The sequence below is a fragment of the Bradyrhizobium sp. P5_C12 genome (assembly GCF_054049735.1).
Window position 1 is genome coordinate 94,589 of sequence record NZ_JBFULU010000020.1, and the last position, 25,649, is coordinate 120,237.

25 protein-coding genes are annotated in these 25,649 nt (G+C 64.7%); 13 read left to right on the forward strand and 12 right to left on the reverse strand.

Features of this window, described 5'->3' with window-relative positions; translation table 11 throughout:
- Positions 1-24: 24 nt before the first annotated feature.
- From ACXJMY_RS19485 to ACXJMY_RS19500, 4 genes are all read right to left on the reverse strand, one after another.
- On the reverse strand, positions 25-750 hold the full coding sequence (locus tag ACXJMY_RS19485) for a site-2 protease family protein (RefSeq protein WP_456620961.1): 726 nt from the start codon (positions 748-750) through the stop codon (positions 25-27).
- On the reverse strand, positions 747-1,676 hold the full coding sequence (locus ACXJMY_RS19490; RefSeq protein WP_456620962.1) for a DUF2167 domain-containing protein: 930 nt from the start codon (positions 1,674-1,676) through the stop codon (positions 747-749). The genes ACXJMY_RS19485 and ACXJMY_RS19490 overlap by 4 nt, the downstream gene beginning before the upstream one ends.
- Entirely contained in the window at positions 1,673-1,852 is a 180-nt protein-coding gene (locus ACXJMY_RS19495) for a hypothetical protein (protein WP_456620963.1), read from the reverse strand. Before ACXJMY_RS19495 ends, ACXJMY_RS19490 begins: the two co-directional genes overlap by 4 nt.
- Positions 1,853-2,022: 170 nt before the next feature.
- Positions 2,023-3,741 (reverse strand): caspase family protein, encoded by a 1,719-nt coding sequence (locus ACXJMY_RS19500; RefSeq protein WP_456620964.1) that lies wholly within the window; start codon positions 3,739-3,741, stop codon positions 2,023-2,025.
- Between the two features lie 331 nt (positions 3,742-4,072).
- On the opposite strand from ACXJMY_RS19500, the gene ACXJMY_RS19505 reads away from it, so the two are divergent.
- From ACXJMY_RS19505 to ACXJMY_RS19535, 7 genes are all read left to right on the forward strand, one after another.
- Positions 4,073-5,428, forward strand: coding sequence for a hypothetical protein (locus ACXJMY_RS19505; protein ID WP_456620995.1), 1,356 nt, complete (start codon positions 4,073-4,075; stop codon positions 5,426-5,428).
- Positions 5,429-5,490: 62 nt separating this feature from the next.
- The gene (gene metK, locus ACXJMY_RS19510) at positions 5,491-6,687 is read left to right on the forward strand and encodes a methionine adenosyltransferase (RefSeq protein WP_456620965.1); all 1,197 of its coding nucleotides are present in this window, start codon (positions 5,491-5,493) and stop codon (positions 6,685-6,687) included.
- A gap of 123 nt (positions 6,688-6,810) precedes the next feature.
- Positions 6,811-8,232: an adenosylhomocysteinase gene (gene ahcY, locus ACXJMY_RS19515; protein WP_456620966.1), complete on the forward strand. Its 1,422-nt coding sequence runs from the start codon at positions 6,811-6,813 to the stop codon at positions 8,230-8,232.
- Positions 8,233-8,396: 164 nt separating this feature from the next.
- Positions 8,397-8,816: a nuclear transport factor 2 family protein gene (locus ACXJMY_RS19520; RefSeq protein ID WP_027545109.1), complete on the forward strand. Its 420-nt coding sequence runs from the start codon at positions 8,397-8,399 to the stop codon at positions 8,814-8,816.
- 50 nt (positions 8,817-8,866) lie between these two features.
- Positions 8,867-10,333 carry a flavin-containing monooxygenase gene (locus ACXJMY_RS19525; protein ID WP_456620967.1) on the forward strand — a complete coding sequence of 489 codons (1,467 nt, stop codon included), beginning with the start codon at positions 8,867-8,869 and terminating at the stop codon, positions 10,331-10,333.
- 141 nt (positions 10,334-10,474) lie between these two features.
- The gene (locus ACXJMY_RS19530; RefSeq protein ID WP_456620968.1) at positions 10,475-11,137 is read left to right on the forward strand and encodes a nucleotide-binding protein; all 663 of its coding nucleotides are present in this window, start codon (positions 10,475-10,477) and stop codon (positions 11,135-11,137) included.
- A complete protein-coding gene (locus ACXJMY_RS19535; RefSeq protein ID WP_456620969.1) occupies positions 11,100-11,792 on the forward strand; it encodes a phasin family protein in 693 nt (230 codons plus the stop codon). Before ACXJMY_RS19530 ends, ACXJMY_RS19535 begins: the two co-directional genes overlap by 38 nt.
- Positions 11,793-11,816: 24 nt before the next feature.
- Here ACXJMY_RS19535 and ACXJMY_RS19540 read toward each other — a convergent pair whose 3' ends face one another.
- A complete protein-coding gene (locus ACXJMY_RS19540) occupies positions 11,817-13,052 on the reverse strand; it encodes an MFS transporter (protein ID WP_456620970.1) in 1,236 nt (411 codons plus the stop codon).
- 19 nt (positions 13,053-13,071) lie between these two features.
- Complete coding sequence (locus tag ACXJMY_RS19545; RefSeq protein ID WP_456620971.1) at positions 13,072-13,782, reverse strand: SDR family NAD(P)-dependent oxidoreductase; 711 nt, start codon at positions 13,780-13,782, stop codon at positions 13,072-13,074.
- Positions 13,783-14,024: 242 nt separating this feature from the next.
- Here ACXJMY_RS19545 and ACXJMY_RS19550 point away from each other — a divergent pair, with 242 nt between their 5' ends.
- The 3 genes from ACXJMY_RS19550 (at position 14,025) to ACXJMY_RS19560 (ending at position 16,421) form a co-directional block, all read left to right on the forward strand.
- Positions 14,025-14,948 (forward strand): LysR family transcriptional regulator, encoded by a 924-nt coding sequence (locus ACXJMY_RS19550; protein ID WP_456620972.1) that lies wholly within the window; start codon positions 14,025-14,027, stop codon positions 14,946-14,948.
- A 123-nt stretch (positions 14,949-15,071) separates the two neighbouring features.
- Positions 15,072-16,109, forward strand: a complete 1,038-nt coding sequence (locus ACXJMY_RS19555) for an alpha/beta fold hydrolase (RefSeq protein ID WP_456620973.1) — start codon at positions 15,072-15,074, stop codon at positions 16,107-16,109.
- A 156-nt stretch (positions 16,110-16,265) separates the two neighbouring features.
- The gene (locus ACXJMY_RS19560; protein WP_167768006.1) at positions 16,266-16,421 is read left to right on the forward strand and encodes a hypothetical protein; all 156 of its coding nucleotides are present in this window, start codon (positions 16,266-16,268) and stop codon (positions 16,419-16,421) included.
- 18 nt (positions 16,422-16,439) lie between these two features.
- On the opposite strand, the gene ACXJMY_RS19565 is transcribed toward ACXJMY_RS19560, so the two are convergent.
- A complete protein-coding gene (locus ACXJMY_RS19565) occupies positions 16,440-17,066 on the reverse strand; it encodes a hypothetical protein (protein WP_456620974.1) in 627 nt (208 codons plus the stop codon).
- Positions 17,067-17,299: 233 nt separating this feature from the next.
- On the opposite strand from ACXJMY_RS19565, the gene ACXJMY_RS19570 reads away from it, so the two are divergent.
- Positions 17,300-18,229, forward strand: a complete 930-nt coding sequence (locus tag ACXJMY_RS19570; protein ID WP_456620975.1) for an aspartyl/asparaginyl beta-hydroxylase domain-containing protein — start codon at positions 17,300-17,302, stop codon at positions 18,227-18,229.
- A gap of 165 nt (positions 18,230-18,394) precedes the next feature.
- Here the strand turns inward: ACXJMY_RS19570 and ACXJMY_RS19575 are convergent, their stop codons facing one another.
- Both ACXJMY_RS19575 and ACXJMY_RS19580 read right to left on the reverse strand, forming a co-directional pair.
- Positions 18,395-19,222 carry an amino acid kinase family protein gene (locus ACXJMY_RS19575; RefSeq protein WP_456620976.1) on the reverse strand — a complete coding sequence of 276 codons (828 nt, stop codon included), beginning with the start codon at positions 19,220-19,222 and terminating at the stop codon, positions 18,395-18,397.
- 13 nt (positions 19,223-19,235) lie between these two features.
- Positions 19,236-20,048 (reverse strand): amino acid kinase family protein, encoded by an 813-nt coding sequence (locus tag ACXJMY_RS19580; RefSeq protein WP_456620977.1) that lies wholly within the window; start codon positions 20,046-20,048, stop codon positions 19,236-19,238.
- A 136-nt stretch (positions 20,049-20,184) separates the two neighbouring features.
- On the opposite strand from ACXJMY_RS19580, the gene ACXJMY_RS19585 reads away from it, so the two are divergent.
- Entirely contained in the window at positions 20,185-20,643 is a 459-nt protein-coding gene (locus ACXJMY_RS19585; protein WP_456620978.1) for a YybH family protein, read from the forward strand.
- A gap of 66 nt (positions 20,644-20,709) precedes the next feature.
- Here ACXJMY_RS19585 and ACXJMY_RS19590 read toward each other — a convergent pair whose 3' ends face one another.
- The 3 genes from ACXJMY_RS19590 to galE all read right to left on the reverse strand — a co-directional run bounded on the left by ACXJMY_RS19590 (position 20,710) and on the right by galE (position 24,399).
- The gene (locus ACXJMY_RS19590; RefSeq protein WP_456620979.1) at positions 20,710-21,411 is read right to left on the reverse strand and encodes a fumarylacetoacetate hydrolase family protein; all 702 of its coding nucleotides are present in this window, start codon (positions 21,409-21,411) and stop codon (positions 20,710-20,712) included.
- A gap of 46 nt (positions 21,412-21,457) precedes the next feature.
- A complete protein-coding gene (locus ACXJMY_RS19595) occupies positions 21,458-23,266 on the reverse strand; it encodes an ABC transporter ATP-binding protein (RefSeq protein WP_456620980.1) in 1,809 nt (602 codons plus the stop codon).
- Between the two features lie 119 nt (positions 23,267-23,385).
- Positions 23,386-24,399 carry a UDP-glucose 4-epimerase GalE gene (galE, locus tag ACXJMY_RS19600; protein WP_456620981.1) on the reverse strand — a complete coding sequence of 338 codons (1,014 nt, stop codon included), beginning with the start codon at positions 24,397-24,399 and terminating at the stop codon, positions 23,386-23,388.
- Positions 24,400-24,525: 126 nt separating this feature from the next.
- Here galE and ACXJMY_RS19605 point away from each other — a divergent pair, with 126 nt between their 5' ends.
- Positions 24,526-25,563: a glycosyltransferase family 4 protein gene (locus tag ACXJMY_RS19605; protein ID WP_456620982.1), complete on the forward strand. Its 1,038-nt coding sequence runs from the start codon at positions 24,526-24,528 to the stop codon at positions 25,561-25,563.
- Positions 25,564-25,649 lie beyond the last annotated feature (86 nt).

Consider the following 25,649-nt stretch of genomic DNA (forward strand, 5'->3'; position numbering starts at 1 on the left):
GCCGGGACGACACTGCGGTTGTGGCTATCCCGTCCGCATCATCGGCCCAAGCATCTCGTGGACATCATAGGTCATGACCGCGAGCAGCGCGGCGAGCGCCAGATATGCACTGCCATATTCGAGCTTGGTCTGGAGCGGTACGCCGTAATAGGCGACGTTCTCCGGTGCGTTCGGATCGTATCGCCATGCGCTGATCAGTTGCGGGGTTGCCAGGATCGCGACGATGAGCAGCATCGGGCTTGGCCGGTACAGCATCAGCGCGACCAGGATCGGCACGCCGACGAACCAGATCCGCGGACTGAGGACGGCCGTCACCCGGCCGCCGTCGAGCGGTGAGATCGGCAGCAGATTGAACAGATTGAGGAACAGCCCCGCGTAGGAGATCGCGAGCAATAGCCCGCTGTCTTCCGATCTCGCCCACAAATATACCCCGAGCGCGGCGGCCGTCCCGACCACTGGGCCCGCGATCGCCACATAAGCCTCGGTCTCGACGTCGACCGGCTGGTCCTTGAGCGCGATCCACGCACCGACGAACGGGATGAAGGCCGGCGCGCCGACGTCCAGGCCACGCTGGCGGGCCGCAACGTAGTGCCCCATTTCATGCGCGAACAGCAGTGCGATGAAGCCCGCCGCATAGCGCCAGCCCCATATCGTCGCGTAGACCGCCAGCGACAACAGCATGGTGCCGCCGCTGGTGGCGAGCTTCCCCCATTTCAGGCCGGAGAACAGCAGCAGGAAGAGAGTTTTCATGCCGCCCCGCCGGCGGAATCGTCACGCGGCTTGCGGCGGAAGAATTTCAGTATCCCGGCGCCGAACACGGCCGCGCCGATGAAGATGGCTTTGGCGAATTTGAGCACGAAGGCGAGCACGAGGGCAAACAGGCCGAGCTTCTTGGCGGCGACGCCGCCGACCAGCGCGAGCAGTCCGTATTCGGCGATTCGATCGGTCGAGGCGCTGAAATCCTCATAGCGCTTGCCGGATTGATAGGAGAGGTTGGCGAGCAGTTCGTGGGCGGCGGATTTGTCGGTCGCGATTCTGGTCGAATCCGACAATAAGTTCAGGCTGAAATAGCCTTCGCGGCCCAGAGCGTAGGTGTTGTAGTTGACGTCCTTGCGGGCATCGTCCGACGCGCCCTTGTCCTTGCCGAGCACCGACCACACCAGGCGGTGCGACACGGCATCATAGTTCGGCGGCTCGATCCAGCCGATCACTTCCATCTCGGGAAATCCGCGCGCGGCGCGATCCTTGTTGGACTCGTCGACGCCCTCCTTGAGATTCTTCAGCAGGTCGTCGGCATTCCAATCCTTGGCGGCATCATCCTTGATATAGCCTTCCTTGATGTAGTTAATGACGACCAGCCACCGGTCGTTCTGCCGGGTGCCAAGGACGAGACCGACAAAGTTCGCGTCGTGAACCGTGTTGCCGAGTGCGCGCATCACCCGCGCAGCTTCAGCCTTGGGTACGAAGAAGTCGCCGGCCGGGATTTTCAACGCTGCCTGGTCGATGAGGGGAACGTCGGCGGGACCGGCGGTGCCGGCATTGCCGGCCGCCTGCCACGCGGCCGCCAGTTCGGCCTTGCGCGAGGCCTCGCTGGACGGAGCGCCTTGGGAGAAGGCGGGCTGTGCCCCGAATATGACAGACAGGATGATGCCGACAGCGGCCGCGAATTTTCTCACCAGATTTCCCCAGCAATCAGTCCACCGACGATCGGTGTTGCCGGCACTGTAGGATAACGATATGCGACAAAATAGAGCAGCCGCAGGTTGCGCTCGACTATCTCGCTGGCTGTTGCAATTTTGGCTCGTTTTTCGTGGAGCGCGTCTGGTTCGTCCTCTCCGTCATTCCCCGCCACCGGGTCTCGCCTTCGGCGAGCCCGATGACAGGCTCCGGCGGGGAATCCAGTACGCCGCGGCTTCTCGATGGGTCACAGACGTCTCGGGGTACTGGATCGCCCGATCAAGTCGGGCGATGACAGCGGAGGGTGGAGCTACGGTGTTCCGCATCTGACGAAGATACCCACCCTCACTTCTCCGCCAGATAAACCTCGCCCAGCAGCGACGAGTTCGACCACGGCACCTGCTTGTTCTTCGTCGACGAGACCACCTCGGCCCGCACCCGTGTCAGCATCTGCTGCACCTCCAGGCCCGGCGTGCCGATGTGGCGCGACAATGCCGCCGAGAACGGCGAGTTGGCGCCTTCGCCGTCGAGCGCGACCTGGCCCGGCGCGGTCGCGAATGCGATCAGCGTGCCGGCGCCCAGCGTTGCACCGGCGCCCAGGCCCGTCGGCGCGGCGAGGCCCGATGCGCCCTCGATGCCGCGATTGGCACTGGTCGATGCGACCTGCTGCGCCATCGGATTGTTGCGGCAGGCATCGAAGATCAAAATGTTGGTGCGGACCTGGTCGTCGAGGCCGGCCATGATCGTGTCCATGTCGATCATCGCCTCCGTCATGCTGCTACCTGCCTTCAGCTCGACGTCGATGGGAATGAGATAGTTGCGGCCGTCGACCTGCACGCCGTGGCCGGCGTAGTAGACCACGGCAACCTGCGCCCGCGCGGCCTCGCGCAAAAAGTCGCGCGTCATCTTCTGCATCGCCGTGCGGTCGAGATCGATGCCTTCCGACACGGTGAAGCCGATGTCGCGCAGGCTCCTGGCCACGGCGCGCGCGTCGTTGGGCGGATTGGGCAGCGCCTTGACATGCGCATAGGCGCCGTTGCCGATGATCAGGGCCATGCGCCTGCCGCGAACGGCCGGGGCAGGCGGGGGCGCCGGGGCCGCGCCGGTCTGCTGCGCGGCAGGTGTTGCCGCTGGCTGCGTCGTCGGTGACGGCGCATCGCGCGGGATCGGCGCGGCTGCCTCCGTCACCAGCGACAGCCGCACCTTTGCGGTCGCCTGGCTGGCCTTGCTGCCGGCATCCGAGGCCACGATCGCCAGCGTCGCCTTGTAGTCGTCGCGCGCGCGGGCGTAATCGCCCTTGGCCTCATAGGCCAGCGCGCGATGGGTGTAGCCCGAGATCAGCACGCTGTTCGGCGGCGTCATGATGTTGGCCGGCGGCTTGTCCTTGGCAAGCCGGATCGCCTCGCTGCCGTCGGCAATGGCGCGGTCGAGATCGCCCCTGGCCCGCCAGATCGCGGTGCGGTTGATCAGCGGCTGCGGCAGCGTCGGGTCGAGACGGATCGCCTGGTTGATGTCCGCCAGCGCGCCGTCGAGCTCGCCGAGCGCCTCCTTCGCGATACCGCGGTTCTGGAACGAGAACGCCGATTTCGGGTCGGCCTTGATCGACATGTCGTAGTCGGCGATCGCTTTTGCGTAGTCGCCCTTGCCGCGCCAGGCATTGCCGCGGTTGTGGAAGATGGTGCCGCTCGGCGGACCGAGCTTCAGTGCATCGTCGAAATCTGCGACCGCGATGTCGTACTCGCCCTTGTCGTAGTAGGCCGAGCCGCGCAAATTGTAGACCGCCTGGCTCGGCTGGAGCCGGATCGCCTCGGTGGTGTCTGCGATGACTCTCGTGTAGTCGCCCTTCTTGTTCCAGCCCACCGCGCGCCAGAAATAGACGGTCGCAAGCTGCTCGCCCTTGAACACCTTCAGCGCGACGATCTTGTTGCAGGCATCGATCATCTGGTCCGCCGGCGTGGTGTCGGTGGTGCAGAGCGGCCCGAGCTGGCTGCGCGCCTGCGCGAAGGCGGGCGCGGACCACAGGGTTGCGGCGAGCAGACAGAGCGCGACGAGCAGGCGGCGCATGGCGGTGGTCCCGTAGGCGGAAGGGGTCTCCGTTTGTTGCGTGGCGTGATGGGCAGGTTCAAGGCTGGCGCGTGTGCGATGAAGCAGCTGTGCGCCAATCTCTCCCCAACGTCGTCCCGGCGAAGGCCGGGACCCATAACCCCAGGGAGCAGTTTGGCGAGGACTCGTCGTTCGGTACTCCTATCGATCGTAATCGATGGATTTCGCGGTGGGTCCCGGCCTTCGCCGGGACGACACGGAGGGTGTGGCAACGATTTCCCCGGTTGGGCAGATGATGCTAGGACCCTTTGGCCGACTCCCGCTGCCCACCACGTCCCATCCCATCCCGCCCATGAAAAACGACGAGATTCTCAGCCAGATCACCGAATTCTGCCGCAAGGCGGACATGGCGGAGTCGACGTTCGGGCGTCGCGCGGTGAATGACGGCAAGCTGGTGCATCGCTTGCGCGAGGGCAAGCGCATCACCATCGACACGCTGGAGCGGATCCAGGCCTATATGGCGGCGTCCATGCCCGGCGGGATGCCGCCGCCGCGGGGGCTTCAGGTGCCGCCGGAGAAGCGCGATCCGCGCGGCAATTTCCGCTTCTTCGAGAACCGGCAGAAATACCTGCTGTTCGTCCACACCTGCAGCGAGAAGCGCGTGATCGCCGACAGGGTTGCGCTGGAGCTTGCCAGCCTCCATCCGCGGCCGCCGGCGCTGCGCGTGTTCGACGCCGGCGTCGGCGACGGCACGGTGCTGGCGCGGACGCTGCGCGCGATGCATCGGTATTTTCCGCATATGCCGTTCTATGTCGCGGGCAAGGAGCTGAGCCTCGAAGATGTCCGCCTGACGTTGGAGAAGGTGCCGGACCGGCTGTTCGAGCATCCCGCCTCGGTGTTCGTCTTCACCAACATGTACTACGCCGAGGCGCCCTGGCTGACGCCGGCCTCGCCGGCGGCGGCGGCCGCGACGGTCTGGCACGAGGTGGCCTTGCGGGGCGATGCGTCCGGCGACTTCGAGACCCAGATCGCCGATCTGAAACCATTTCTGGAGCAGAACTGGCGCGCGGCGGTCAGCCCGCGGACCGGAATGCCGCTGTACGAGCGGCCGGTGGTGCTGGTGCTCTACCGGGAAGACCACCGATTCCTGCTTGATTCGACGATCCCCCGGCCGGGCCGGACCGAGGCCAATTTCGACCTGGTCATCGCCTCGCAGCCCTATCGGGCCAAATCTTCGGTTAATTTCCGTGCAAAACGCATCATTGCGCCCCTGGCGCGGGCGTTGCGGCCCGGTGGCCGGCTGATCGGGATTCACTCCCACGGGCAGGATCCGGGGATAGAGATCATCCAGGCGGTCTGGCCTGGAGAAAATCCTTTCTCAGTGAGCCGTCATGAGCTATTGCGCGCGGTGAAATACGAGCTCGGCTCGGTGGGGCGGGACCTCAATTTTAACGCTTACGCCGATAACCGTTCGATCTTCCGGTATGATATGGAAGCGCTGCCCAACGAGGTGACCGGCACCATCGGAACCTCGACAGCCTTTGCAGCGTGGAATGCGGCGGTGTATGTCGCTCAGATTGAGGACGACCGATTGACAGAAATGACTCAAAACGGCCGCACTCTGGATGCCGCCAGGGATGTACTGCGAAAGTACAACGGGCTCTGGTTTTTCGACGAATCCTACGTCATCTCGCGACGGCGTGATTGACAGAATCCTAGAGTAAACATCGCAAACGACCGTCCTGATGAGGCGGAACAAGGGGTTACTTGATGCGCGCGTCCTATCTCTTCACCAGCGAGTCCGTGTCTGAGGGCCACCCGGACAAGGTCTGTGACCGGATCTCCGATGAGATCGTCGATCTGTTCTACCGCGAGGGGCCGAAGGCCGGCATCGACCCATGGGCGATCCGCGCCGCCTGCGAGACGCTCGCGACCACCAACAAGGTGGTGATCGCGGGTGAGACCCGCGGTCCTGCCTCCGTCACCAACGAGCAGATCGAAGGCGTCGTCCGCAACGCGATCAAGGACATCGGCTACGAGCAGGAAGGCTTCCACTGGAAGACCTGCGACATCGAGATCCTGCTGCATCCGCAGTCGGCCGACATCGCCCAGGGCGTCGACGCGCTTCAGCCGGGCGAGGTCAAGGAAGAGGGCGCGGGCGACCAGGGCATCATGTTCGGCTACGCCACCAACGAGACGCCGGATCTGATGCCGGCGCCGATCTTCTATGCCCACAAGATCCTCCGCCTCATCTCCGAGGCGCGCCACTCCGGCCGCGAGAAGGTGCTGGGTCCGGACTCCAAGAGCCAGGTCACCGTGCAGTACGAGAACGGCAAGCCTGTCGGCGTCCGCGAGATCGTGGTCTCGCACCAGCATCTGGTCGAGGACCTCACCTCCAAGCAGGTTCGCGACATTGTCGAGCCCTATGTGCGCGAGGCGTTGCCGAAGGACTGGATCAACGGCAAGACCATCTGGCACATCAACCCGACCGGCAAGTTCTACATCGGCGGTCCCGACGGTGACTCCGGCCTGACCGGCCGCAAGATCATCGTCGACACCTATGGCGGCGCGGCCCCGCATGGCGGCGGCGCGTTCTCCGGCAAGGATCCGACCAAGGTCGACCGCTCGGCGGCTTACGCCGCGCGCTACGTCGCCAAGAACATCGTCGCGGCCGGTCTTGCCGACCGCTGCACGCTGCAGCTCGCCTACGCCATCGGCGTGGCGCGCCCGCTGTCGATCTACATCGACACCCACGGCACCGGTAAGGTGCCGGAGGATCAGCTCGAGAAGGCGGCGGCGCAGGCGATGGATCTCACGCCGCGCGGCATCCGCAGCCATCTCGACCTCAACCGCCCGATCTACGCCCGCACCTCGGCCTACGGCCATTTCGGCCGCACGCCCGACAACGAGGGCGGCTTCTCCTGGGAGAAGACCGATCTGGTCGAGCCGCTCAAGCGCGCGCTCTAGTTCACTTGCGTCATTCCGGAGCGCTGCGACAGCGGCGAACCCGGAATCTCGATCCTCCGGATTCCGGGTTCGCTCGTTTCACGAGCGACCCGGAATGACGAGCCAAACAAACAGGAACCCCCTATGAACGCGAAGCCCGGCTTCACCGATTACATCGTCAAGGACATTTCGCTCGCCGATTTCGGCCGCAAGGAACTCTCGCTCGCCGAGACCGAGATGCCCGGCCTGATGGCCACCCGCGAGGAGTTCGGCCCGAAGCAGCCGCTCAAGGGCGCGCGTATCGCCGGCTCGCTGCACATGACGATCCAGACCGGCGTGCTGATCGAGACGCTGGCAGCCCTCGGCGCCGACATTCGCTGGGTCTCCTGCAACATCTATTCGACGCAGGACCACGCCGCGGCGGCGATCGCGGCCGCCGGCATCCCGGTGTTCGCGGTCAAGGGCGAGACGCTCGCTGAGTACTGGGACTACACCGCAAAACTGTTCGACTGGCACGGCGGCGGTCACCCGAACATGATCCTCGACGACGGCGGCGACGCCACCATGTACGTCCATCTCGGTCTGCGCGCCGAGAACGGCGACACCGCCTTCCTCGACAAGCCCGGCTCCGAGGAAGAGGAAGTCTTCTTCGCGCTTCTGAAGAAGCAGCTCAAGGAAAAGCCAAAGGGCTACTTCGCCGAGATCGCCAAGAGCATCAAGGGCGTTTCCGAAGAGACCACCACGGGCGTGCATCGTCTCTATGACATGCAGAAGGCGGGCACGCTGCTGTGGCCGGCCATCAACGTCAACGACAGCGTCACCAAGTCGAAATTCGACAACCTCTATGGCTGCCGTGAATCGCTGGTCGACGGCATCCGCCGCGGCACCGACGTGATGATGTCGGGCAAGGTCGCGATGGTCGCGGGCTTCGGCGACGTCGGCAAGGGCTCGGCCGCCTCGCTGCGCCAGGYCGGCTGCCGCGTGATGGTGTCGGAAGTCGATCCGATCTGCGCGCTCCAGGCGGCGATGGAAGGCTACGAGGTCGTGACCATGGAAGACGCCGCGCCCCGCGCCGACATCTTCGTCACCGCCACCGGCAACAAGGACATCATCACCATCGAGCACATGCGCGCGATGAAGGATCGCGCCATCGTCTGCAACATCGGCCACTTCGACAACGAGATCCAGATCGCGGGTCTGCGTAACCTGAAGTGGACCAACATCAAGCCGCAGGTCGACGAGATCGAATTCCCCGACAAGCACCGCATCATCATGCTGTCGGAGGGCCGCCTGGTGAACCTCGGCAACGCGATGGGCCATCCGTCCTTCGTGATGTCGGCCTCCTTCACCAACCAGACGCTGGCGCAGATCGAGCTGTTCGCCAACAACAAGGACGGCAAGTACAAGAAGGAAGTCTACGTGCTGCCGAAGACCCTCGACGAGAAGGTCGCGCGCCTGCACCTCGCCAAGATCGGCGTCAAGCTCACCGAGCTGCGCAAGGACCAGGCCGACTACATCGGCGTCAAGCAGGAAGGCCCGTATAAGAGCGATCACTACCGCTACTGAGAATTTATCCAGCTGCGACACGAAAGCCCCGGAGCGATCCGGGGCTTTTTTTGTCGCCATTCTCTATGGTACGCTCGGAGGTAGAGCCAAAACAAGCCTGCCACTTTCGAAGCGGGCGGCCGCCTTTCCCAGTTCATTTTCAGAATGCATATGGAGGGAATGCGATGTCCAGCGAAGCCAACGTTCAGCTGTTGAAGGAAGCCTATCGCCAGTGGAACGACAGCAAGGGAGCCAGCGTCGACTATTGGTTCGACAAGGTCATCGGCCCGCAGATCAAGTTCGATTCGATTCCGCGGGGTGCCGAGCCGGTGCCTTTTGCCAAGCGTTATGACGACCGTACCGAGCTGCGCGGCTATTTCGACGGCCTGCTGGCCGACTGGAGCATGCAGTACTACACGATGAACGAGTACGTCGCGCAGGGCGATACCGTCGTCGCGCTCGGCGAATGCGCGTGGACCAACAAGAAGACCAAAAAGGTCGCGAAGACGCCGAAGGTGGATTTCTGGCGCTTCAAGGACGGCAAGGCAGTCGAATTCCACGAGTATTTCGACACCGCCTGTGTCTACGGCGCGACCATCCCCTGACGGTTGCAATTCGGCGCGGCGCCGCCCATCCTGTGCGGCGGGAGAACGCCATGATCGAAGCCAAAGAACATTTCGACGTGCTGATCGTCGGTGCCGGCCTGTCCGGCATCGGCGCGGGCTATCATCTTCAAAGCAGGTGCCCGGGCAGGAGCTACGTCATCCTGGAGGGACGCGACTGTATCGGCGGCACCTGGGATCTGTTCCGCTATCCCGGCATCCGTTCCGACAGCGACATGTTCACGCTCGGCTATTCCTTCAAGCCGTGGACCGATCCGAAGGCGATCGCCGACGGCCCGCAGATCCTGAACTATGTGCGCGAGACCGCAGCCGAGAACGGCATCGAGAAGCACATCCGCTTCCGCCATCGTGTCAGGCGCGCGGCGTGGTCGAGGAGTGAGGCGCGCTGGACCGTCGAGGCGGAGCGCACCGCGGGTGAGGGCGCGTCCGAAATCGTGCGCTTCACCTGCAATTTCCTGTTCATGTGCTCGGGCTATTACAAATACGAGGCGGGCTACACGCCGGAGTTCAAGGGCGTGGCGGATTTCGCCGGCCGCATCGTGCATCCGCAGAAATGGACCGAGGACATCGATTATGCCGGCAAGCGCGTGGTCGTGATCGGCTCGGGCGCGACCGCGGTGACGCTGGTGCCGGAGCTCGCCAGGAAGGCGGCCCACGTCACCATGCTCCAGCGCTCCCCGACCTATGTGGTGTCGCGCCCGGCGCAGGATCCGTTCGCCAACAAGCTGCGCCGCAATCTTCCGGCGCGGCTGGCCTACCACCTGATCCGCTGGCGCAACGTGATGTGGGGGATGTTCTTCTTCCAGCTCAGCCGGCGCCGGCCCGCGAAGGTGAAGGACCTCATCCTCAAGGGCGTGCAGATGGCGCTCGGCCCCGACTACGACGTCGCGACCCATTTCACGCCGCGCTACAATCCCTGGGATCAGCGTCTGTGCCTCGTGCCGGACGGCGACCTCTTCAATGCGATCCGCGAGCAGCGCGCCTCCGTCGTCACCAACGAGATCGACAATTTTACGCGCGACGGCATTCGCCTGAAGGACGGCAGCGAACTTGCGGCGGACATCATCGTGACGGCGACGGGGCTCGTGCTCCAGGTCGTCGGCGGGTTGGAGGTCAGCGTCGACGGCCGTGCCGTCGATTTCGCCAACACGCTGACCTACAAGGGCATGATGTATGCCGACGTGCCCAACATGGCCTCCGCCTTCGGCTATACCAATGCCTCCTGGACGCTGAAATGCGACCTGACCTGCGAATATGTCTGCCGGCTCATCAACTACATGGACCGGCACAATTTCCGCCAGTGCGTGCCGCACAATGACGACCCCACGATCACCGCGCAGCCGTCGCTGGATTTCACCTCGGGTTACGTGCAGCGCGCGGTCGCGAAGATGCCGAAACAGGGTTCGAAGCGGCCGTGGCGGCTTTACCAGAACTATGCGTTCGACATCGTCTCCCTGCGGTTCGGCAGGATCGACGACGGCGTGATGCAATATTCCTGATCTTGCTACGTAAATTGCCGGAGGAGGCTCACGATCGCTTGAGACGAATCGCGACTTACGGTAGTATTTTGCGTTGCAAGAAATCTATTCTCGACAACGTCTGAGTTCCGCGTCGTTGCCGTCTTCAGGAGAGCGCGGAACATGTACGTCCTTGCTCTGGTCACGCAGAAAGGCGGAAGCGGCAAGAGTACGCTCTCCGTTGGACTGGCCGTGGCAGCGATGCAGCGCGGACAGCGCGTCGCTCTCATTGAAGCGGACGCGCAAGGTACGGTCTTGAAATGGAAGGAGCGCCGCGAGGATCCCTATCCTCGCGTCGAGTGCGTTGCTGATCCCGCCGAGATCGAGCCGTTGATCGCGCGCCTCAGGGCTGAAGGCATCTGGCTTGCCATCATCGACACCGCCGCGACGACCAACAGCCTGGCGACGCGCGTCATTGCCAGCGCCGATCTCTGTCTGATCCCGGCGCGCCCGAGCCCGGCCGATATCGAAGCCGCGATCCCCACGCTGATCGCCATCCGCAGGCTCAATCGCCGATTTGCCTTCATCCTCAATCAGACGCCGACACGGGGTTGCCGGTTGAGCGAAGCTGCGACGTCGCTCAGCTCGCTCGGCGTGCTTGCGCTTCCCTTCATTGGACAGCGTAACGACCACCAGGACGCGCTCGGGGCAGGGCTGGGCGTGACCGAGTTCGCGCCGGAGGGAAAAGCTTCGGAGGAAATGGTCGCTCTGTGGGGTTGGATCGCGGCGCACTTTGTCGGGGAGTTGGATGATCATGGGAAAGGCGCGCTCAAGACAGCCTGCTGACGTTGCGCGCGCCAGGCGTCGCTCGCTGGTGGAGCTGACGGCGGAAGTGGGCCGTGCCGTCGACGAGGGCTTGGCCATGCCGCCTGGCTCGGTCACCGTCTTCCTCCAGGATGCGCCGCAGATCGCGCAAGCAGCGCCTGCCCCGATCACCGTTCCGGCACAAGAAGGGGCCAGCGTCATCGTTGCAAGACCTGAAGTTGCGAGACCTGAAGCTGCAAGACCTGAACCTCCAAGACCTGAACCTCCGAGCAGCACCACCACCGATCTCATCGTGGACATGGTCAAGGATTGCCAGGCCCGTGCTTTGGACGGCATGAAGACTGGCGCTCACGTTGCGCTGGATTATGCCAAAGATCTCGCCAATCCACGGCTCGCCGCTGGACCATCCGAGGCCGATGGGGTCGCCGCCGCGGAAAGCCAGCTCATCGAGGCGATTGGGACGGCAGCCGAGTGTCGCGCCGTCGTGCTCGAACTGATGAAAGTCAATGCGGGCGCGACCTTGGAGTATGCGGGGGAGTTGGGTCGTGCGAGAACGCTGGCGGAATTGGTTGAGCTCTCGAGCACGCATGCGCGAAAGCAATGTGAGTTAGTCCTGAAGCAAACCGAGTTGCTGAGATCGCTTGCTCAAAAGATGATAAAGCCCGCTACCTTGTAGCACCGCTCGCCTGCCGTCATGCGTTCAGGATCTGCTCGGGACAATCAGGGTGAGGCCGAGATCGATCGCGAGTGCTAGAACCACCGCCCCGCCGCCGAGCGCGAACAGGACGAGATAGTCGCCACCCGTGTGCGCGTAGAGCCAGGAGAAGCCATAGGCGGCCGCCGCCTGGAACAGCGCAAAGCTGGTCGTGGCATGGCTCCAGGTGGTGCGCTGCTGCTCGGCAGAGTGCGGCACGAGCTCATGGATGCGTCCGAGCACCAGCGGCACGATGCCGGGCGTGAAGCCGCCGGCCACGACGCTCGACACGATCAGCGAAACCGGTGCGGTGCTCACGGCTGGGAGCAACACGGCGGCCGCCTCGATCAGGAACGCGGCGCGCAAGGCGGGTCCGAACCCGGATCTGTCGCCGAGATGGCCGGTGACCAGCGGCCCGACGATCGCGCCGAGGCCGTAGAGCACCCAGTAGCGCGATCCCGCGGCGATGCCCTGGCCGAGGCCGCGCGCCACGAAATCGACTATGAAGACCATGTGTGGCACCAGCGCCACCGCGTTGAGGCCATACTGGATCAGCAAAGCGCGGATGGCGGGCGAGGCGCGGCGGTGCTTCGGGTGATGTTGCACAGGTGTTGCATCGGCCTTGGCTTCCGCGGGCCAGTTCCACCAGCTCGCGAGCGTGAGCAGGGCCGACAGCACGCCGAGGCCATACCAGCTCTGTTGCAAACCCTGCTGCAAGAGCAGCGGCACCAGCGTGCCCGATGCAGCGACGCCGAGACCGACACCCGCGAAGATCACGCCGCCGACGATGCCACGCCTCGCGGGCGAGGTGTGCGGGAGAATAACGGACGCCGCAAGCACCATGATGATTCCGCCGGTGAGCCCGGACAAGAAACGCCAGGCGAAGAACCAGGTGAACGACACCGGGGCGGAGCTCGCGAAGAAGGAGAGCGTGGCGAGCAGCATCATGGCGCGTAGCGCGTTGACCGCGCCGATGCGCGTGGCCACAGCTCGCGCCGCAACTGCGCCGGCGAGATAGCCGGCGAGGTTCGCCGCACCGAGATAAACGACGTCGGAGGCGCTGAACCACTTTGCTGCGATGAGGGCGGGGATCAGCGGCGTGTAAGAAAAGCGGGCGAGGCCGAGTCCGACCAGCGATGCGGACAAGCCGGCCACGGCATATCGCCAAGTCTGCTGAGACGTCGATCCCGGCCGCTGATGCGGCCGGGCGTGGTGCTTGGCATCGGCATTGAGTTCGGTCATGTCGTCCCCCTGCGCGGGCTCAGTGGCCGGCGCTCTGGCCGCCGTCGACATGCAGGATCTCGCCGGTGACGAAGCCTGCCTGCTCGAGATAGAGCACGGCATCGACGATGTCGGAGGTCTCGCCCATATGGCCGACGGGGTGCAGCGCACCGAGCTGCGCATGGGTCTCGACTGCGTGCATCGGCGTCTTGATGATGCCGAGCGCGACCGCGTTCACGCGGATGCCGCGCCTGGCGTATTCGATGGCAAGCGACTTGGTCGCGGCGTTCAGGCCGCCCTTGGTCAGCGAGGCCAGCACCGACGGCACGTTCGAGTTGGCGTGGTCGACCAGGCTGGTCGAGACCTGAACGACGTGGCCCGAACCCTGCTTTTCCATCTCGGCGATGGCGAGTTGCGTAATGCGGAAGAAGCCCGCGACGTTGACGCCCATCACTGCCGCGTAGTCTTCGGCCGTATACTGCGTGAACGGCTTTGCGACGAAGATGCCGGCGTTGTTGACCAGCGTGTCGACGCGGCCGAAGCGGGCGACGGCCTGCGAGACCACGCGCTCGGCGGTGGTCCAGTCGGCGATGTCGCCCGGGATGGCGAGGACGTCATCGTCGCTCGACGGCTTGATGGAGCGCGCCGTTGCGACGACGCGATAGTTGCGATCGCGAAAACCCTGGACCAGGGCGGCGCCGATACCCTGCGATGCACCGGTGATGATGGCGACCTTCTGCTCGATACCCATGATGGGCTCCTGTTGTTGACTTCCGGACCTGTGCCAGTCGGCTGCGGGGCAGTGGCTGGCTTGCCCGCTCAGGTACGCCGCCGCGGCCCGGCTGCGAATACGCGCTGTCCGGCAGACACTCTTTCGCGGCGCGAACGAATGCCGGATCGGCCCGGGGGCGGATCGCAGCCCCGCGGCGGTTGTCGCGGCGGGAGCGAGCGCTTAGCTTGCAACCCGAAACCGAGCGGGCTGGCGGGAAGCGCATGGATCGTCTGGATGCGATGAAGGTGTTCGTCCTTGCGGTGGACGAGGGCAGCCTTGCCGCTGCCGGGCGCAAGCTCGGCCGCTCACCGGCCGCGGTCAGCCGCGCCATCGCCTTTCTGGAGGAGCGCGTCGGTGCCGAGTTGCTGCACCGGACGACGCGCGCGATCAAGCTGAGCGAGGAGGGCGAGCGCTATGTCGCGATCTGCCGTCGCGTGCTCGCCGAGCTCGAAGAGGCTGATGACATCGCGGCCGGACCGCGCACCGCACCGCGCGGCCTGCTCACCATCACCGCTCCTGTGGTGTCAGGCGAGATGGTCCTGCGTCCGATCCTCGATGCGTTCCTCGACGCCTACCCGACGGTGTCGGCAAAGCTCCTGCTGTTCGACCGCGCGGTCAACCTGATCGAGGAGGGCGTCGACATCGCGCTTCGCATCGGCCACCTCGCGGATTCGGCGATGGTGGCGATGCGGGTCGGCGAGATCAGCCGTGTCGTGGTGGCGGCGCCGCGCTATCTGAAGCAGCATCCGCGGATCGCGGAGCCGGGCGATCTCGCCAAGCACCAGATCGTGGCGATGGCCCATCTCCCCAATTCCTGGACGTTTGCGCCGCAGGCAGGCTCATCGGTGCCGCGTACGGTCCAGTTCACGCCGCGGCTCGTCGTCAACAGCACCTATGCGGCGGTGGCTTCCGCGGTCGCCGGACGCGGCATCGCGCGGATGTATTCGTACCAGGTGGCCGAGGAGGTCGCGCGCGGCGAGCTGGCGGTCGTGCTGGCCGGCGACGCGGATCCGGAGATGCCGGCCCATCTGGTCTGTCCGCAGGGGCGGCTTGCGGTGCCGAAAGTGCGCGCCTTCACCGACTTTGCCGTGCCGCGGCTGAAGAAGCAGTTCGCGGCCCTGAAGAAGAGCATCGGCCCTCGCTGAATTGTGATACGTTCGCGGAGAGGAAGAGTGTCTGTCGCTCGGTGGCGCTTCGCCGCCGTCTCGATTGGGCCTAATTGCAGGTCGACACAGCGCGCGCTCATCTTTTCAGGTCACGAGATCAACATGTCGCAAGTCAATCCCGATCGTCGCCGCTTCCTCGGCTCCGCCGTCCTGGGCGTGGCGGGCGCCCGCATTTTGCTCGGGAACTTCACGTCGCCAGCCGTTGCGGAGAGCCTCCCGCCGATCAAGCTGGGCGCGAACGCGTCGTTCGGCGCGCTCAAGCAGGTCGATGCCGGCGTTCTCAACGTCGGCTATGCCGAGGCCGGCCCGGCCGATGGGGCCGTGGTGATCCTGCTGCACGGCTGGCCCTATGACATCCACAGTTTCGTCGACGTGGCGCCCGCGCTGGCGCAGGCCGGGTATCGCGTCATCGTTCCGCATCTGCGCGGCTATGGCACGACGCGTTTCCTGTCGGACCAGACGATGCGCAACGGCGAGCCCGCGGCGCTGGCCGCCGACATCGTGGCGTTGATGGATGCGCTTGGCATCAGGCGGGCGACGCTTGCCGGCTATGATTGGGGTGCGCGGACCGCCAACATCGTCGCGGCGCTCTGGCCGGAGCGCGTCAAGGCGATGGTCTCGGTGAGCGGCTATCTGATCTCGAGCCAGGCGGCCGGCAAGATGCCGCTGCCGCCGAGTGCTGAGCTGCAATGGTGGTATCAGTTTTACTTTGCCACCGAGCGCGGCCGCGCAGGCTACGCCAAGAACCGGCACGACTTCGCCAAGCTGATCTGGAAGCTCGCATCGCCGAAGTGGAATTTCGACGATGCCACCTATGACCGCAGCGCGGCCTCGCTCGACAATCCCGATCATGTCGACGTCTCGATCCACAATTATCGCTGGCGGCTTGGCCTCGCGGAGGGTGAGGCGAAGTATGCGGAGCTCGAGCAGCGGCTCGCGGGCTTGCCGGTGATATCGGTCCCGACCATCACCATGGAGGGCGACGCCAACGGCGCACCGCATCCGGAGCCCGCCGCCTACGCCAGGATGTTTTCGGGCAAGTATGAGCACCGGACGGTCAGCGGCGGCATTGGGCACAACCTGCCCCAGGAGGCCCCGCAGGCCTTCGCCGAGGCCGTCGCCGATATCGCCGGGAGTTGAGGGCGCATGCCGGCCGCCCGGTACCGGCGCCATGCGTTGTTTTGCGTATTCGGAGGCCGGGCTGAATCAGCCATGCTGCCCAAACGGTTAACGCCGAATTAACGGATGAGTCCTAGCCTGTCTCGGCCGGGTTACTCGCAGGCCGAGGTGAGCCCAATGGAAGCCCAGAAGATCGCGGTCGACGCCGTCGTCGCGCTGACCGATTGCGACCGCGACGCCGTCATCGCCTTCATCCGCCGGCTCTATCTCGCCGGCGTCACCGACCCCAAGCGCCTGACCTTCAAGGGTCTCCAGGCGCTGTCCCGGGTGTGACCCAGCACGCAATCGAATCTACTGCGTCTGAACCGTCGGATCGCTGATTCGGATCGAGGTGACACGATCCTCCCGCACCTCGAATGAGAACGGCCAGGGACCATAGGTCCAGAGTTCGGTCTTCTCGAGCCCGCTCGGGCCGACATGGAATGGACTGCCGAGCTGCGCCAGGAGCTTCTCCGTGGCGTCGCCGAGATTGATCTGGTTGAAGCTGTAGGGGGCGGCCTGTGCCGGCCCACTGATCTGGAGCGCGAGAACGCGGTTCGCCTTCACGGTTGCGGCGAGATAGGGAAACTGGTCGGGCTTGCCGAGAAAGTACACATAGGTCGTGGCGCCGTTCGCCGGCGGCAGCTTGCGGTGCGGCTCGCCGAGCACGGCCTTGAGTGACGCTTCCGGGATACCCACACCGAGCGCGCCCATGCGCTGGCAGGCGAAGCTGAGCACGTCAGGGTCGGGCGGGCTGACACGCTTACCGGCGTCGACCTTGCAGGCGAATCCCTGCCCGGCCCGCAGCCACTGGCCGCGGAGCTCCGGATCCGGCGTCTTGCCCAGCGGCGGTCGCGGCGGAGCGCCTTGACCATTCACAGATGCGGATAGTCCAAGCAGAAACAGCGCGAGCGTAGAGCCCGCGAACAACCGCCACATCCCCAAGACGCCCCCCGACTTCCCAACCTGTGGAGCAGGATACCATCCCGAAAGCTGGCCGCAACGCCGGGATTGATCTCGGGTCGGCTGCGATTTTTAATTGTGCACGGCACGGCCTGGGCCGTCCCAATCACAACCTTTGGAACAGCCTCAGGATGCACTTCAATATCTTGCCCGTCGGCCTAGGTCGGGGTAGATGACGTCCCCGGCTGGGTCACTTTGGAACCGGGGATATGCTGAAACAGCTTTTTGCGCCGCAACTTGTCATTCTCTATGTGCTTGCGGCATCCACCATTTACGTTCACTTCCGAGGCAAGCAGCGGCTGCGCTTCGCGCGCCAGCTCGGTGACCACTCGACCTATCTCGCGCCCTACAATGTGCTGATGTATGCGGGCTCGGCCGTGCCGAACAAGCCGGTGATCCCGGTCGAGCAGTTTCCCGAACTCAAGCCCCTCAGCGAGAACTGGGAGACCATCCGCGACGAGGCCGTTCGCCTGTTCGACGAGGGCTTTATCCGCGCGGCGGCCAAGAACAACGACTGGGGCTTCTACTCGTTCTTCAAGAGCGGCTGGAAGCGCTTTTACCTGAAATGGTACGACGACTTCCTGCCCTCGGCGCGCACGCTGTGCCCGCAAACGGTGGAGCTGTTGAATTCGATTCCTTCCATTCATGGCGCGATGTTCGCGATGCTGCCGCCGGGCGGCAAGCTGGGGGCGCACCGCGATCCCTTCGCGGGCTCGCTGCGCTACCATCTCGGCCTCGTCACGCCGAACTCGAACAAGTGCCGCATCCTGGTCGACGGCGTCGAATGCGTCTGGCGCGACGGCGAAGCCTTCATGTTCGACGAGACCTTCATCCACAGCGCGGAGAATGCGACCGACGTCAACCGCATCATCCTGTTCTGCGACGTCGAGCGCCCGATGAAGTTCGGCTTCATGACCGCGATCAACCGCTGGGTCAGCCATCACATCGTCAAGGCGTCGGCGACCCAGAACGTCGATGGCGAGAGCGTCGGCGTGCTCAACAAGGTGTTCGGCAAGCTCTACGAGATCCACCTCGCCAGCCGCAAGGTCAAGGAGTGGAACCGCAACGTATACTACACGCTGAAATACTCGCTGACGGCGCTGATCCTCGGCCTCATCGTGATGTCGGCGCTGCGGTGAAGCAGGTGTAGCGCGGATCGGCGAGCCGCGTAGCCCGGATGGAGCGAAGCGAAATCCGGGGATTTTTGCCACGGCGAGAAAGTCCCGGATTGCGCTTCGCTCCATCCGGGCTACGGTGACTAAATGACAAAGCCCCGGAGCGTACTCCGGGGCCTTGTTTTTGCATCACGCAGGCTTGGCGCCGGTGTTGATGATCGACCCGACGTGCTGGCCGCGCAGCGCCGCCGTGAGCCGGCCGGGAACGAGGCCGTTCACGACCTGCACGCGCGCGATGTGCCGCGCGTTCGCCATGACATCGAGCAACGCCGGATCGAACGGCAGCGTGCCCTTCAGCTTCGCAAGCTCGGCAAAGCTGGTCTCTTTCAGCAGCTCCGCCTTCTTGCCATCGGCGCCATTGGGATCGTCGGAGTACACGCCGTCGACATCCTCCACGATCGTGAGCCCGGCGGCGCCGAGCGCGTCGGCGAGCAGGAAGGCGCCGGTGTCGGCCCGATGCAGCGGAATGCGCGAGGTCGGGAATTCATGGTGGTGGTAGGGCGGAAAGGCGCTGCCGACCACCGAACGCGCCGCGGTGAGGTGGATGGCGAGCTGGCTCGCGATGGTGGGATGCTCGATGTAGGAGACGCCCTCCGGCGCCAGCAGACTTGCAAGGATATGGCCGTTCTGGCCGGCCTCGCTTGCGGCGAGCGGCGCCAGCGAGCCGACCGGCAGTCCGAGATCGAGACCGACGCTGTAGAGATGGCGGGCGCGGATGCCGGCGCCGGTCAGGATGAGCAGGCGATGCTCTGATAGCAGCGAGCGCAGTTCGTCGACGAGCGGCAGGATCGCTTCATGGCCGCGATCCATGATGCGGCCGCCGATCTTGATGACCTGCAGCCAGGGCAAGAGCTTGATCGGGCGGTTGCCCGCGACGGGGCGGGTGAGATCGCTGTCGAGCAGGGTCTGGCGCGCCAGCGGCGAGGCGACGTGCTTGATCTGGTTGACATCAGTCATGACGGTGCTCTCTTCAGCTCGCGGTGATGATGGTGCCGACATGCTCGCCCGCCAGCGCGCGGGTAAGATTGCCGGGGACGAGGCCGTTGACGATCTGCACTTCACGGACATGGCGCGAGGCGTTGAGGAGATCGAGCACCGGGAATTCCAGGATGGAGTCCTGCAAGCCCTTGGCCTTCATCTCGGCCACGGAGATTTTCGGAATGAAGGTGGCGTTCTTCGACGTCTTCGGGTTCGCGGTGTAGAGGCCGTTCTCGTCCTTCACATAGATCATCGCCTTGCAGCCGAACTGCTCGGCCACGAGGAAGCATCCGGCATCGGTGCGGTAAGGCGGGATCACGCCTTCGGCCGCGGGCCGCATCCACAGGCTATAGGGCGGCATGCCGCTGAAGATGACGGCGTTCACCTCGGCGAGGAACAGGGGCACCGACGAGAGCCCGGCGCTGCTGACGGCGGAGATGCCGTGCTTGGCAAGCAGCTGCCCGAGCATCGCGGCGTTCTGGTCGGCGACGGACGCGCCGAGCTGCGACAGCACGCCGGCCGGCAGGCGAAGCCCGGCCGCGATCGAATACAGATGCCGCGCACGGGTGCCGGCGCCGGTTCCGATCAGGAGCTTGTGCGCCTTGCGGGCGGCAACGATCTCCTCGACGACCGGATAGACCGCGGCACGGCCGCGATCGATCATGCTCTGACCGCCGATCTTGATCACGGTGGCATCCGGCAGGATGCGGAAGTCCGCCGCTTTCTCCGCTGCGGCCACAAGCTGTGGGTCGGTGAGCGAGCGCTGCATCAGCAGCCCTTCGAGCTCGGTGGTCGTGGTCGACATCAGAGACACCTCTCGTTGTCAATGTAATCTCTACGGCGGACCAGCCCGGTCCTGACCATTGGCGCGAGTCTTGCTGGACAGTTCAGTCCATGGCAACAAGATTGCCGCGATTTAGTGGCCGATTATGGAGCAGGCAATGGCGCCCTTGCCGACAGCGAGCACCGGAATAGCGCAGTTCTTCCGCCAGTGGCTGGAAACCTTCGCGGGCTATGTGCGCGAGGTCGATTACGCCTCGGCGCGGCCGCTCTTTCACCCCGAGGTGCTCGCCTTCGGCACGCATAACGACGTCATCCCGGGCCTCGATCAATGGGTCTCGACGCAATGGGACAACGTCTGGCCGAAGACGACCGACTTCCGTTTTGTCCTCGAGCAGACCTCGATTCTGGCGTCCCCCGATGGTGCGATGGCGACCGTGATCGCGCCGTGGACGAGTACGGGTTTTCATCCCGACGGCAGCCCGTTTCCGCGTCCCGGCCGGGCCACCATGGTGTTTTCCAGGAATGGCGACGGTTGGCTATGCGTGCATTCCCACATGTCGCTCAATCGCGGTGTGCCGCAGATGAGCCACGCCAATCGGCCGGTGAAGGCCTGGTAGATACGATCCGAATCAAAAAGGCCCCGGACATGTCCGGGGCCTTTCGATTTCGAGATGTCGTGCAGCCTATTCCGGCTGGCCGATCGCAACCTTCAGCGTGCCGATGCCGTCGACGCCGCATTCGAGCTTGTCGCCGGGCTGGAGCTGCGACACGCCGGCCGGTGTGCCCGTCATGATGATGTCGCCGGCGGCGAGCTTCACCTGCTGCGAGAGCTGCCAAATGATCTCCGGCACGTTCCAAATCAACTCGGTGAGGTCGCCCTTCTGGGCTTCCTTGCCGTTGACGGTGAGCCAGATCTTGCCCTTCGAGGGATGGCCGATCTTCGCGGCGGGCTGCACCGCGGAGCAGGGCGCGGAATAGTCGAACGACTTGCCGATCTCCCACGGACGCTCCTTCTTGCGCGAGGCGATCTGGAGGTCACGGCGGGTGAGGTCGATGCCGACGGCATAGCCATAGACATGGTCGAGCGCCTTGTCGGCGGGAATGTTCAGGCCGCCGCTCTTCATCGCGACGATCAGCTCGACCTCGTGATGCAAATCCTTGGTCAGCGGCGGATAGGGAATGGTGGCGCCATCGGGCACCAGCATGTCGGCGTGCTTGGCGAAGAAGAACGGCGGCGCGCGCTCGTCATTGCCCATCTCGCGGATGTGCTCGAGATAGTTGCGGCCGACGCACCAGATGCGGCGCACCGGGTAACGGCCGGCCTCGCCGACGACGGGAAGCGATGGCTGCGATGGAAGCGGAATGACGTAGGAGGCGGCGTTCATGGAGCGGTCTCGCTGCTCTTGGGGTGATCTTGGGGTGAATGCGATGTTATGCGGTTGCGCTGATCGGCGCCAGCGCCAAGGCGCTTGCGTCGTGGTGTTGCAGACGGAAGAACGAGGCGTAACGGCCGGAGCGGCGCAACAGCTCGTCGTGCCGGCCCTGCTCGACGATCTCGCCGCCCTCGACCACCAGGATCGCGTCCGCGTGCATGATGGTGTGCAGCCGGTGCGCGATCACGATGGTGGTGCGGTTCTGGCAGAGATGCTCGATCGCCTCCTGCACCTGCTTCTCGGACTCGGAATCGAGCGCGGCGGTGGCCTCATCGAGCAGGATGATCGGCGCGTTCTTGATCAGCGCGCGCGCGACCGCGATGCGCTGGCGCTGGCCGCCCGACAGCTGCGTGCCGTGCTCGCCGACCGGGGTGTCGTAGCCGAGCGGGAAGCTCATGATGAAATCATGCGCGCAGGCCGCCTTGGCGGCATCGATGATCTGCTCTTCGGTCGCGCCCGGCTTGCCGAAGGCGATGTTGTTGCGGATGGTGTCGCGGAACAGATAGACGTCCTGGCCGACATAGGCGGTCTGTGCCCGCAGCGATTTGCGCGAGACCGAGCCGATCGACTGGCCGTCGATCACGATCGCTCCTTGCGTCACCTCGTAGAAGCGCAAGAGCAGCGATAGCACGGTCGACTTGCCGCCGCCGGAGGGGCCGACCAATGCGGTGACCTTGCCGGGTTCGGCAACGAAACTCATGCGGTTCAGGACGGTCTCGCCGGCACGATAGGAGAAGCTGACATCGCGCAGCTCGATCCGCGCATCGGACAGTTTTAGCGCCGGCTTGTCGTCGTCGGAATGCTCGCTCGCGGGGCTGTCGACCACTTCGAGCAGCATGCGGGCGCCGACGAGCTGGCTGTTGAGGTCGATATTGAGCCGCGCCAGCCGCTTGGCCGGCTCGGTCGCCATCAGGAACGCGGTCATGAAGGAGAAGAACGCCCCGGGCGTGGCGTTGAGCGCGACCACGCTGTAGCCGCCATAGAGCAGGCAGCCTGCGACCGCGAAGCCGCCGAGCATCTCCATCAGCGGGTTGGAGCGGTTGGCGACGCGGGCCATCTTGTTGGCGTTGCGCTCGACGATCGCGATGTTCTCGTCGATGCGCTTCTGCATGGTCTCTTCGAGCGTGAACGCCTTGACGGTGCGGATGCCTTGCAGCGACTCCTGCATGGTCTCCATGATGTCGGCGGTGCCGGTGAACTGGTTGAAGGCGAGACCCTTGATGCGCTTGACCAGCTTGCGCAGCACCAGCATCGCCGGCGGCACCACAACGAGGCCGATGAACGACATCACCGGGTCCTGCCACACCATCACGCCGATCATGGCGAGCAGCATCATGAGGTCGCGCCCGACGGCGTTGACCAGCATGTTGAGGACGTCGGTGATCGACTTGGCGCCGGCCGTCAGCCGCGCCAGGAATTCCGAGGAGTGCCGCTCGGAGAAGAAGCCGACGCTCTCGCGCATCAGCTTGGCGAAGAGCTGGCGCTGATTGGTGGCGAGAATGGCGTTGCTGATCTTGGTCAGGATCACCATGTGGCCGTAGGTCGCCACGCCCTTGATGAACAGCAGGATCACCGTGATGCCCGAAAACATCGCGATACCCGGGATGTTCTTGTCGACATAGGCCTGGTTGATGACCTGGCCGAGCACGTAGGTCGCGCCCGCGGTCGATCCGGCGGCAAGCGCCATCAGCGCGAAGGCGACGAGGTAGCGCCGCCAGTAGATCATCCCCTGTTCCGTGACCAGGCGGCGAATCAGGACCGCTGCCGCATAGGGATCGTCGGTGATTTTCTTTGGAAACTGGGCCATCCGTAGTCCATTGACGGCACAGGACAATAGCCTGCCCGCGCGTCAGGGATCGAAGGGCCTCTGTGCCCGCTAAAGCGGGGCTTTTCAAGCCCAATTAAGGGCTTGCGCAGGGGAGGATTCTAGGCCGAGGCGGCTTGGCGGAGCTCGCCATGGCGCTCGCGGAACAGCTTCTCCTCCCAGGCCAGCGCGTGGGCTGCGATGGTCTCGAGGTCGTCATATTGCGGCTTCCAGTCGAGCAGGGCGCGGATGCGGCTGGTGTCGGCGACCATGGTCATGATGTCGCCGGGCCGGCGCGGGGCGTATTGCACGGCAAAGCTGCGGCCCGAAACCCGCCGCACCGCGTCGATGGTCTCCAGCACCGAATAGCCGCGGCCATAGCCGCAATTGAGCGTTGTCGAGGCGCCGCCGTTGCGCAGGTAAGCCAGTGCCGAGCGATGGGCCTGCGAGAGGTCGGTGACGTGGATGAAATCGCGGATGCAGCTGCCGTCCTGGGTCGGATAGTCGGTGCCGAACACGTCGATCTTGGCGCGCTGGCCGGTGGCGGCTTCGACCGCGATCTTGAGCAGATGCGTGGCGCCGACGGTGGCAAGCCCGATGCGGGCCTGCGGATCGGCGCCGGCGACGTTGAAATAGCGCAAGGTCACATATTGCATGCCGTAGGCGGCGGCGACGTCGTGCAGCATGATCTCGGTCATCAGCTTCGACGAGCCGTAGGGCGACAGCGGCCGCGTCGGCGCGTGCTCGGGCACCGGCACCTGGTCCGGATTGCCGTAGACGGCGGCGGTCGAGGAGAAGATGAAGCGGTTGATGCCGCGCTTGACGGCGACGTTGAGCAGATTGCGGGCGGTCATGAAGTTGTTGCGGTAATAGCCGAGCGGATCGCGCATCGATTCCGGCACCACGACCGAGCCTGCGAAATGGATGATGCTCTCGATGTTGTGCTGGGCGATCACGCCCTCGAGCAGGTTCTCGTCGCCGGCATCGCCGATGAACAGCGGCACGCCTTCCGGCAGATAAGCGGAGAAACCGGTGGAGAGATCGTCGATCACGACGACGTCCTCGCCGGCTTCCGCCAGCGCCAGGACCGTGTGACTTCCGATATAGCCGGCGCCGCCGGTGACTAGCACAGTCATGGTCTCACCCGTCTTCGATCAACGCTCGATGCTAACGTTTGCGCGGTGAAGAGGGGGTTTCGGCGCGGCTGAACTGGCCACTATGCTTAATGTTGCGTATAGGGACCATTCGAAATGGAGCATGACGTGGCGAATTCCCCGGGCGATCTGCAAGTGATCGTGCCAAATCTGCACAGGCGCTATTCCGGGGTCACCGCGACCAACCGGATGGTGGCGCCGCGGCTGGCGAGGCTCTATCGCGCCGCATGGTTCGGCTCGGACGCGCCGGAGGGGATTGCGCGCCTGGGTGTAGCCGATTTCCTCAAGTTATGGCGCCGCAAGACGCCGCTGATCTGGCATGCACGGCGCAACAACGAGATGATTGCGGGTGTCGTGCTGCGCGCGCTCGGATGGCCGCTCAAGCTGGTCTTCACCTCGGCGGCGCAGCGGCATCACAGCTGGATCACGCGCTGGCTGATCCGGCAGATGGACGCAATCATCGCGACCTCCGACATCTCGGCGTCGTTCCTGAAGGTGAAGGCGACAGTGATTCCGCACGGTGTCGACACCGACGTTTATGCGCCACCGCAGGATCGCACTGCTGCCTTCGCGGAAGCCGCGCTGCCCGGCCGCTACGCGATCGGCTGCTTCGGCCGCGTGCGGGCGCAGAAGGGCACCGACGTCTTCGTCGATGCGATGTGCCGATTGCTGCCGCGCTATCCCGATTTCACCGCAATCATCGTCGGCCAGGTCACGCCCGAGCAAACTCCCTTTGCCAACGACCTGAAGAAACGGATCGAGGCCGCCGGCCTGCAACCGCGCATCGTCATCACCGGCGAGCTGCCGATCGAAGCGGTGCAGCGCTGGTATCAGCGGCTGACGATCTACGCCTTCACCTCGCGCAACGAAGGATTCGGCCTCACGCTGATCGAGGCGATGGCGGCCGGCAGCGCGCTGGTCGCCGCGCGCGCCGGTGCGGCCGAGCTCGTGGTCGAGGATGGTGTGACCGGCGTGCTGATCCCGACGGGTGACGCGGATGCTCTAGCCGCTGCGCTCGAGCCGCTGATGCAGGATATCGCTGCTGCAAGGGCGATGGGCGACCGGGGACGGGCGCGGGTGCTCGAAAAATTCAGCCTCGATGCCGAGGCGGCGCGGATCGGCGAGGTCTATCGGCCGCTGCTTTGAGCCGTGGTTTTTAGCGACCGCAAACAAAAAACGCGAAAACAACCCCATGCACAGTAGCCGGGGCCAACGGAATCAATGGCTTGGCG

Coding starts and splice junctions, on each gene's coding strand:
- ACXJMY_RS19485 (WP_456620961.1), bottom strand. CDS start 750: ATGAAAACTCTCTTCCTGCTGCTGTTCTCCGGCCTGAAATGGGGGAAG.
- ACXJMY_RS19500 (WP_456620964.1), bottom strand. CDS start 3,741: ATGCGCCGCCTGCTCGTCGCGCTCTGTCTGCTCGCCGCAACCCTGTGG.
- ACXJMY_RS19505 (WP_456620995.1), top strand. CDS start 4,073: ATGAAAAACGACGAGATTCTCAGCCAGATCACCGAATTCTGCCGCAAG.
- metK (WP_456620965.1), top strand. CDS start 5,491: ATGCGCGCGTCCTATCTCTTCACCAGCGAGTCCGTGTCTGAGGGCCAC.
- ACXJMY_RS19520 (WP_027545109.1), top strand. CDS start 8,397: ATGTCCAGCGAAGCCAACGTTCAGCTGTTGAAGGAAGCCTATCGCCAG.
- ACXJMY_RS19525 (WP_456620967.1), top strand. CDS start 8,867: ATGATCGAAGCCAAAGAACATTTCGACGTGCTGATCGTCGGTGCCGGC.
- ACXJMY_RS19530 (WP_456620968.1), top strand. CDS start 10,475: ATGTACGTCCTTGCTCTGGTCACGCAGAAAGGCGGAAGCGGCAAGAGT.
- ACXJMY_RS19535 (WP_456620969.1), top strand. CDS start 11,100: ATGATCATGGGAAAGGCGCGCTCAAGACAGCCTGCTGACGTTGCGCGC.
- ACXJMY_RS19540 (WP_456620970.1), bottom strand. CDS start 13,052: ATGACCGAACTCAATGCCGATGCCAAGCACCACGCCCGGCCGCATCAG.
- ACXJMY_RS19545 (WP_456620971.1), bottom strand. CDS start 13,782: ATGGGTATCGAGCAGAAGGTCGCCATCATCACCGGTGCATCGCAGGGT.
- ACXJMY_RS19550 (WP_456620972.1), top strand. CDS start 14,025: ATGGATCGTCTGGATGCGATGAAGGTGTTCGTCCTTGCGGTGGACGAG.
- ACXJMY_RS19555 (WP_456620973.1), top strand. CDS start 15,072: ATGTCGCAAGTCAATCCCGATCGTCGCCGCTTCCTCGGCTCCGCCGTC.
- ACXJMY_RS19560 (WP_167768006.1), top strand. CDS start 16,266: ATGGAAGCCCAGAAGATCGCGGTCGACGCCGTCGTCGCGCTGACCGAT.
- ACXJMY_RS19565 (WP_456620974.1), bottom strand. CDS start 17,066: ATGTGGCGGTTGTTCGCGGGCTCTACGCTCGCGCTGTTTCTGCTTGGA.
- ACXJMY_RS19570 (WP_456620975.1), top strand. CDS start 17,300: ATGCTGAAACAGCTTTTTGCGCCGCAACTTGTCATTCTCTATGTGCTT.
- ACXJMY_RS19575 (WP_456620976.1), bottom strand. CDS start 19,222: ATGACTGATGTCAACCAGATCAAGCACGTCGCCTCGCCGCTGGCGCGC.
- ACXJMY_RS19580 (WP_456620977.1), bottom strand. CDS start 20,048: ATGTCGACCACGACCACCGAGCTCGAAGGGCTGCTGATGCAGCGCTCG.
- ACXJMY_RS19585 (WP_456620978.1), top strand. CDS start 20,185: ATGGCGCCCTTGCCGACAGCGAGCACCGGAATAGCGCAGTTCTTCCGC.
- ACXJMY_RS19590 (WP_456620979.1), bottom strand. CDS start 21,411: ATGAACGCCGCCTCCTACGTCATTCCGCTTCCATCGCAGCCATCGCTT.
- ACXJMY_RS19595 (WP_456620980.1), bottom strand. CDS start 23,266: ATGGCCCAGTTTCCAAAGAAAATCACCGACGATCCCTATGCGGCAGCG.
- galE (WP_456620981.1), bottom strand. CDS start 24,399: ATGACTGTGCTAGTCACCGGCGGCGCCGGCTATATCGGAAGTCACACG.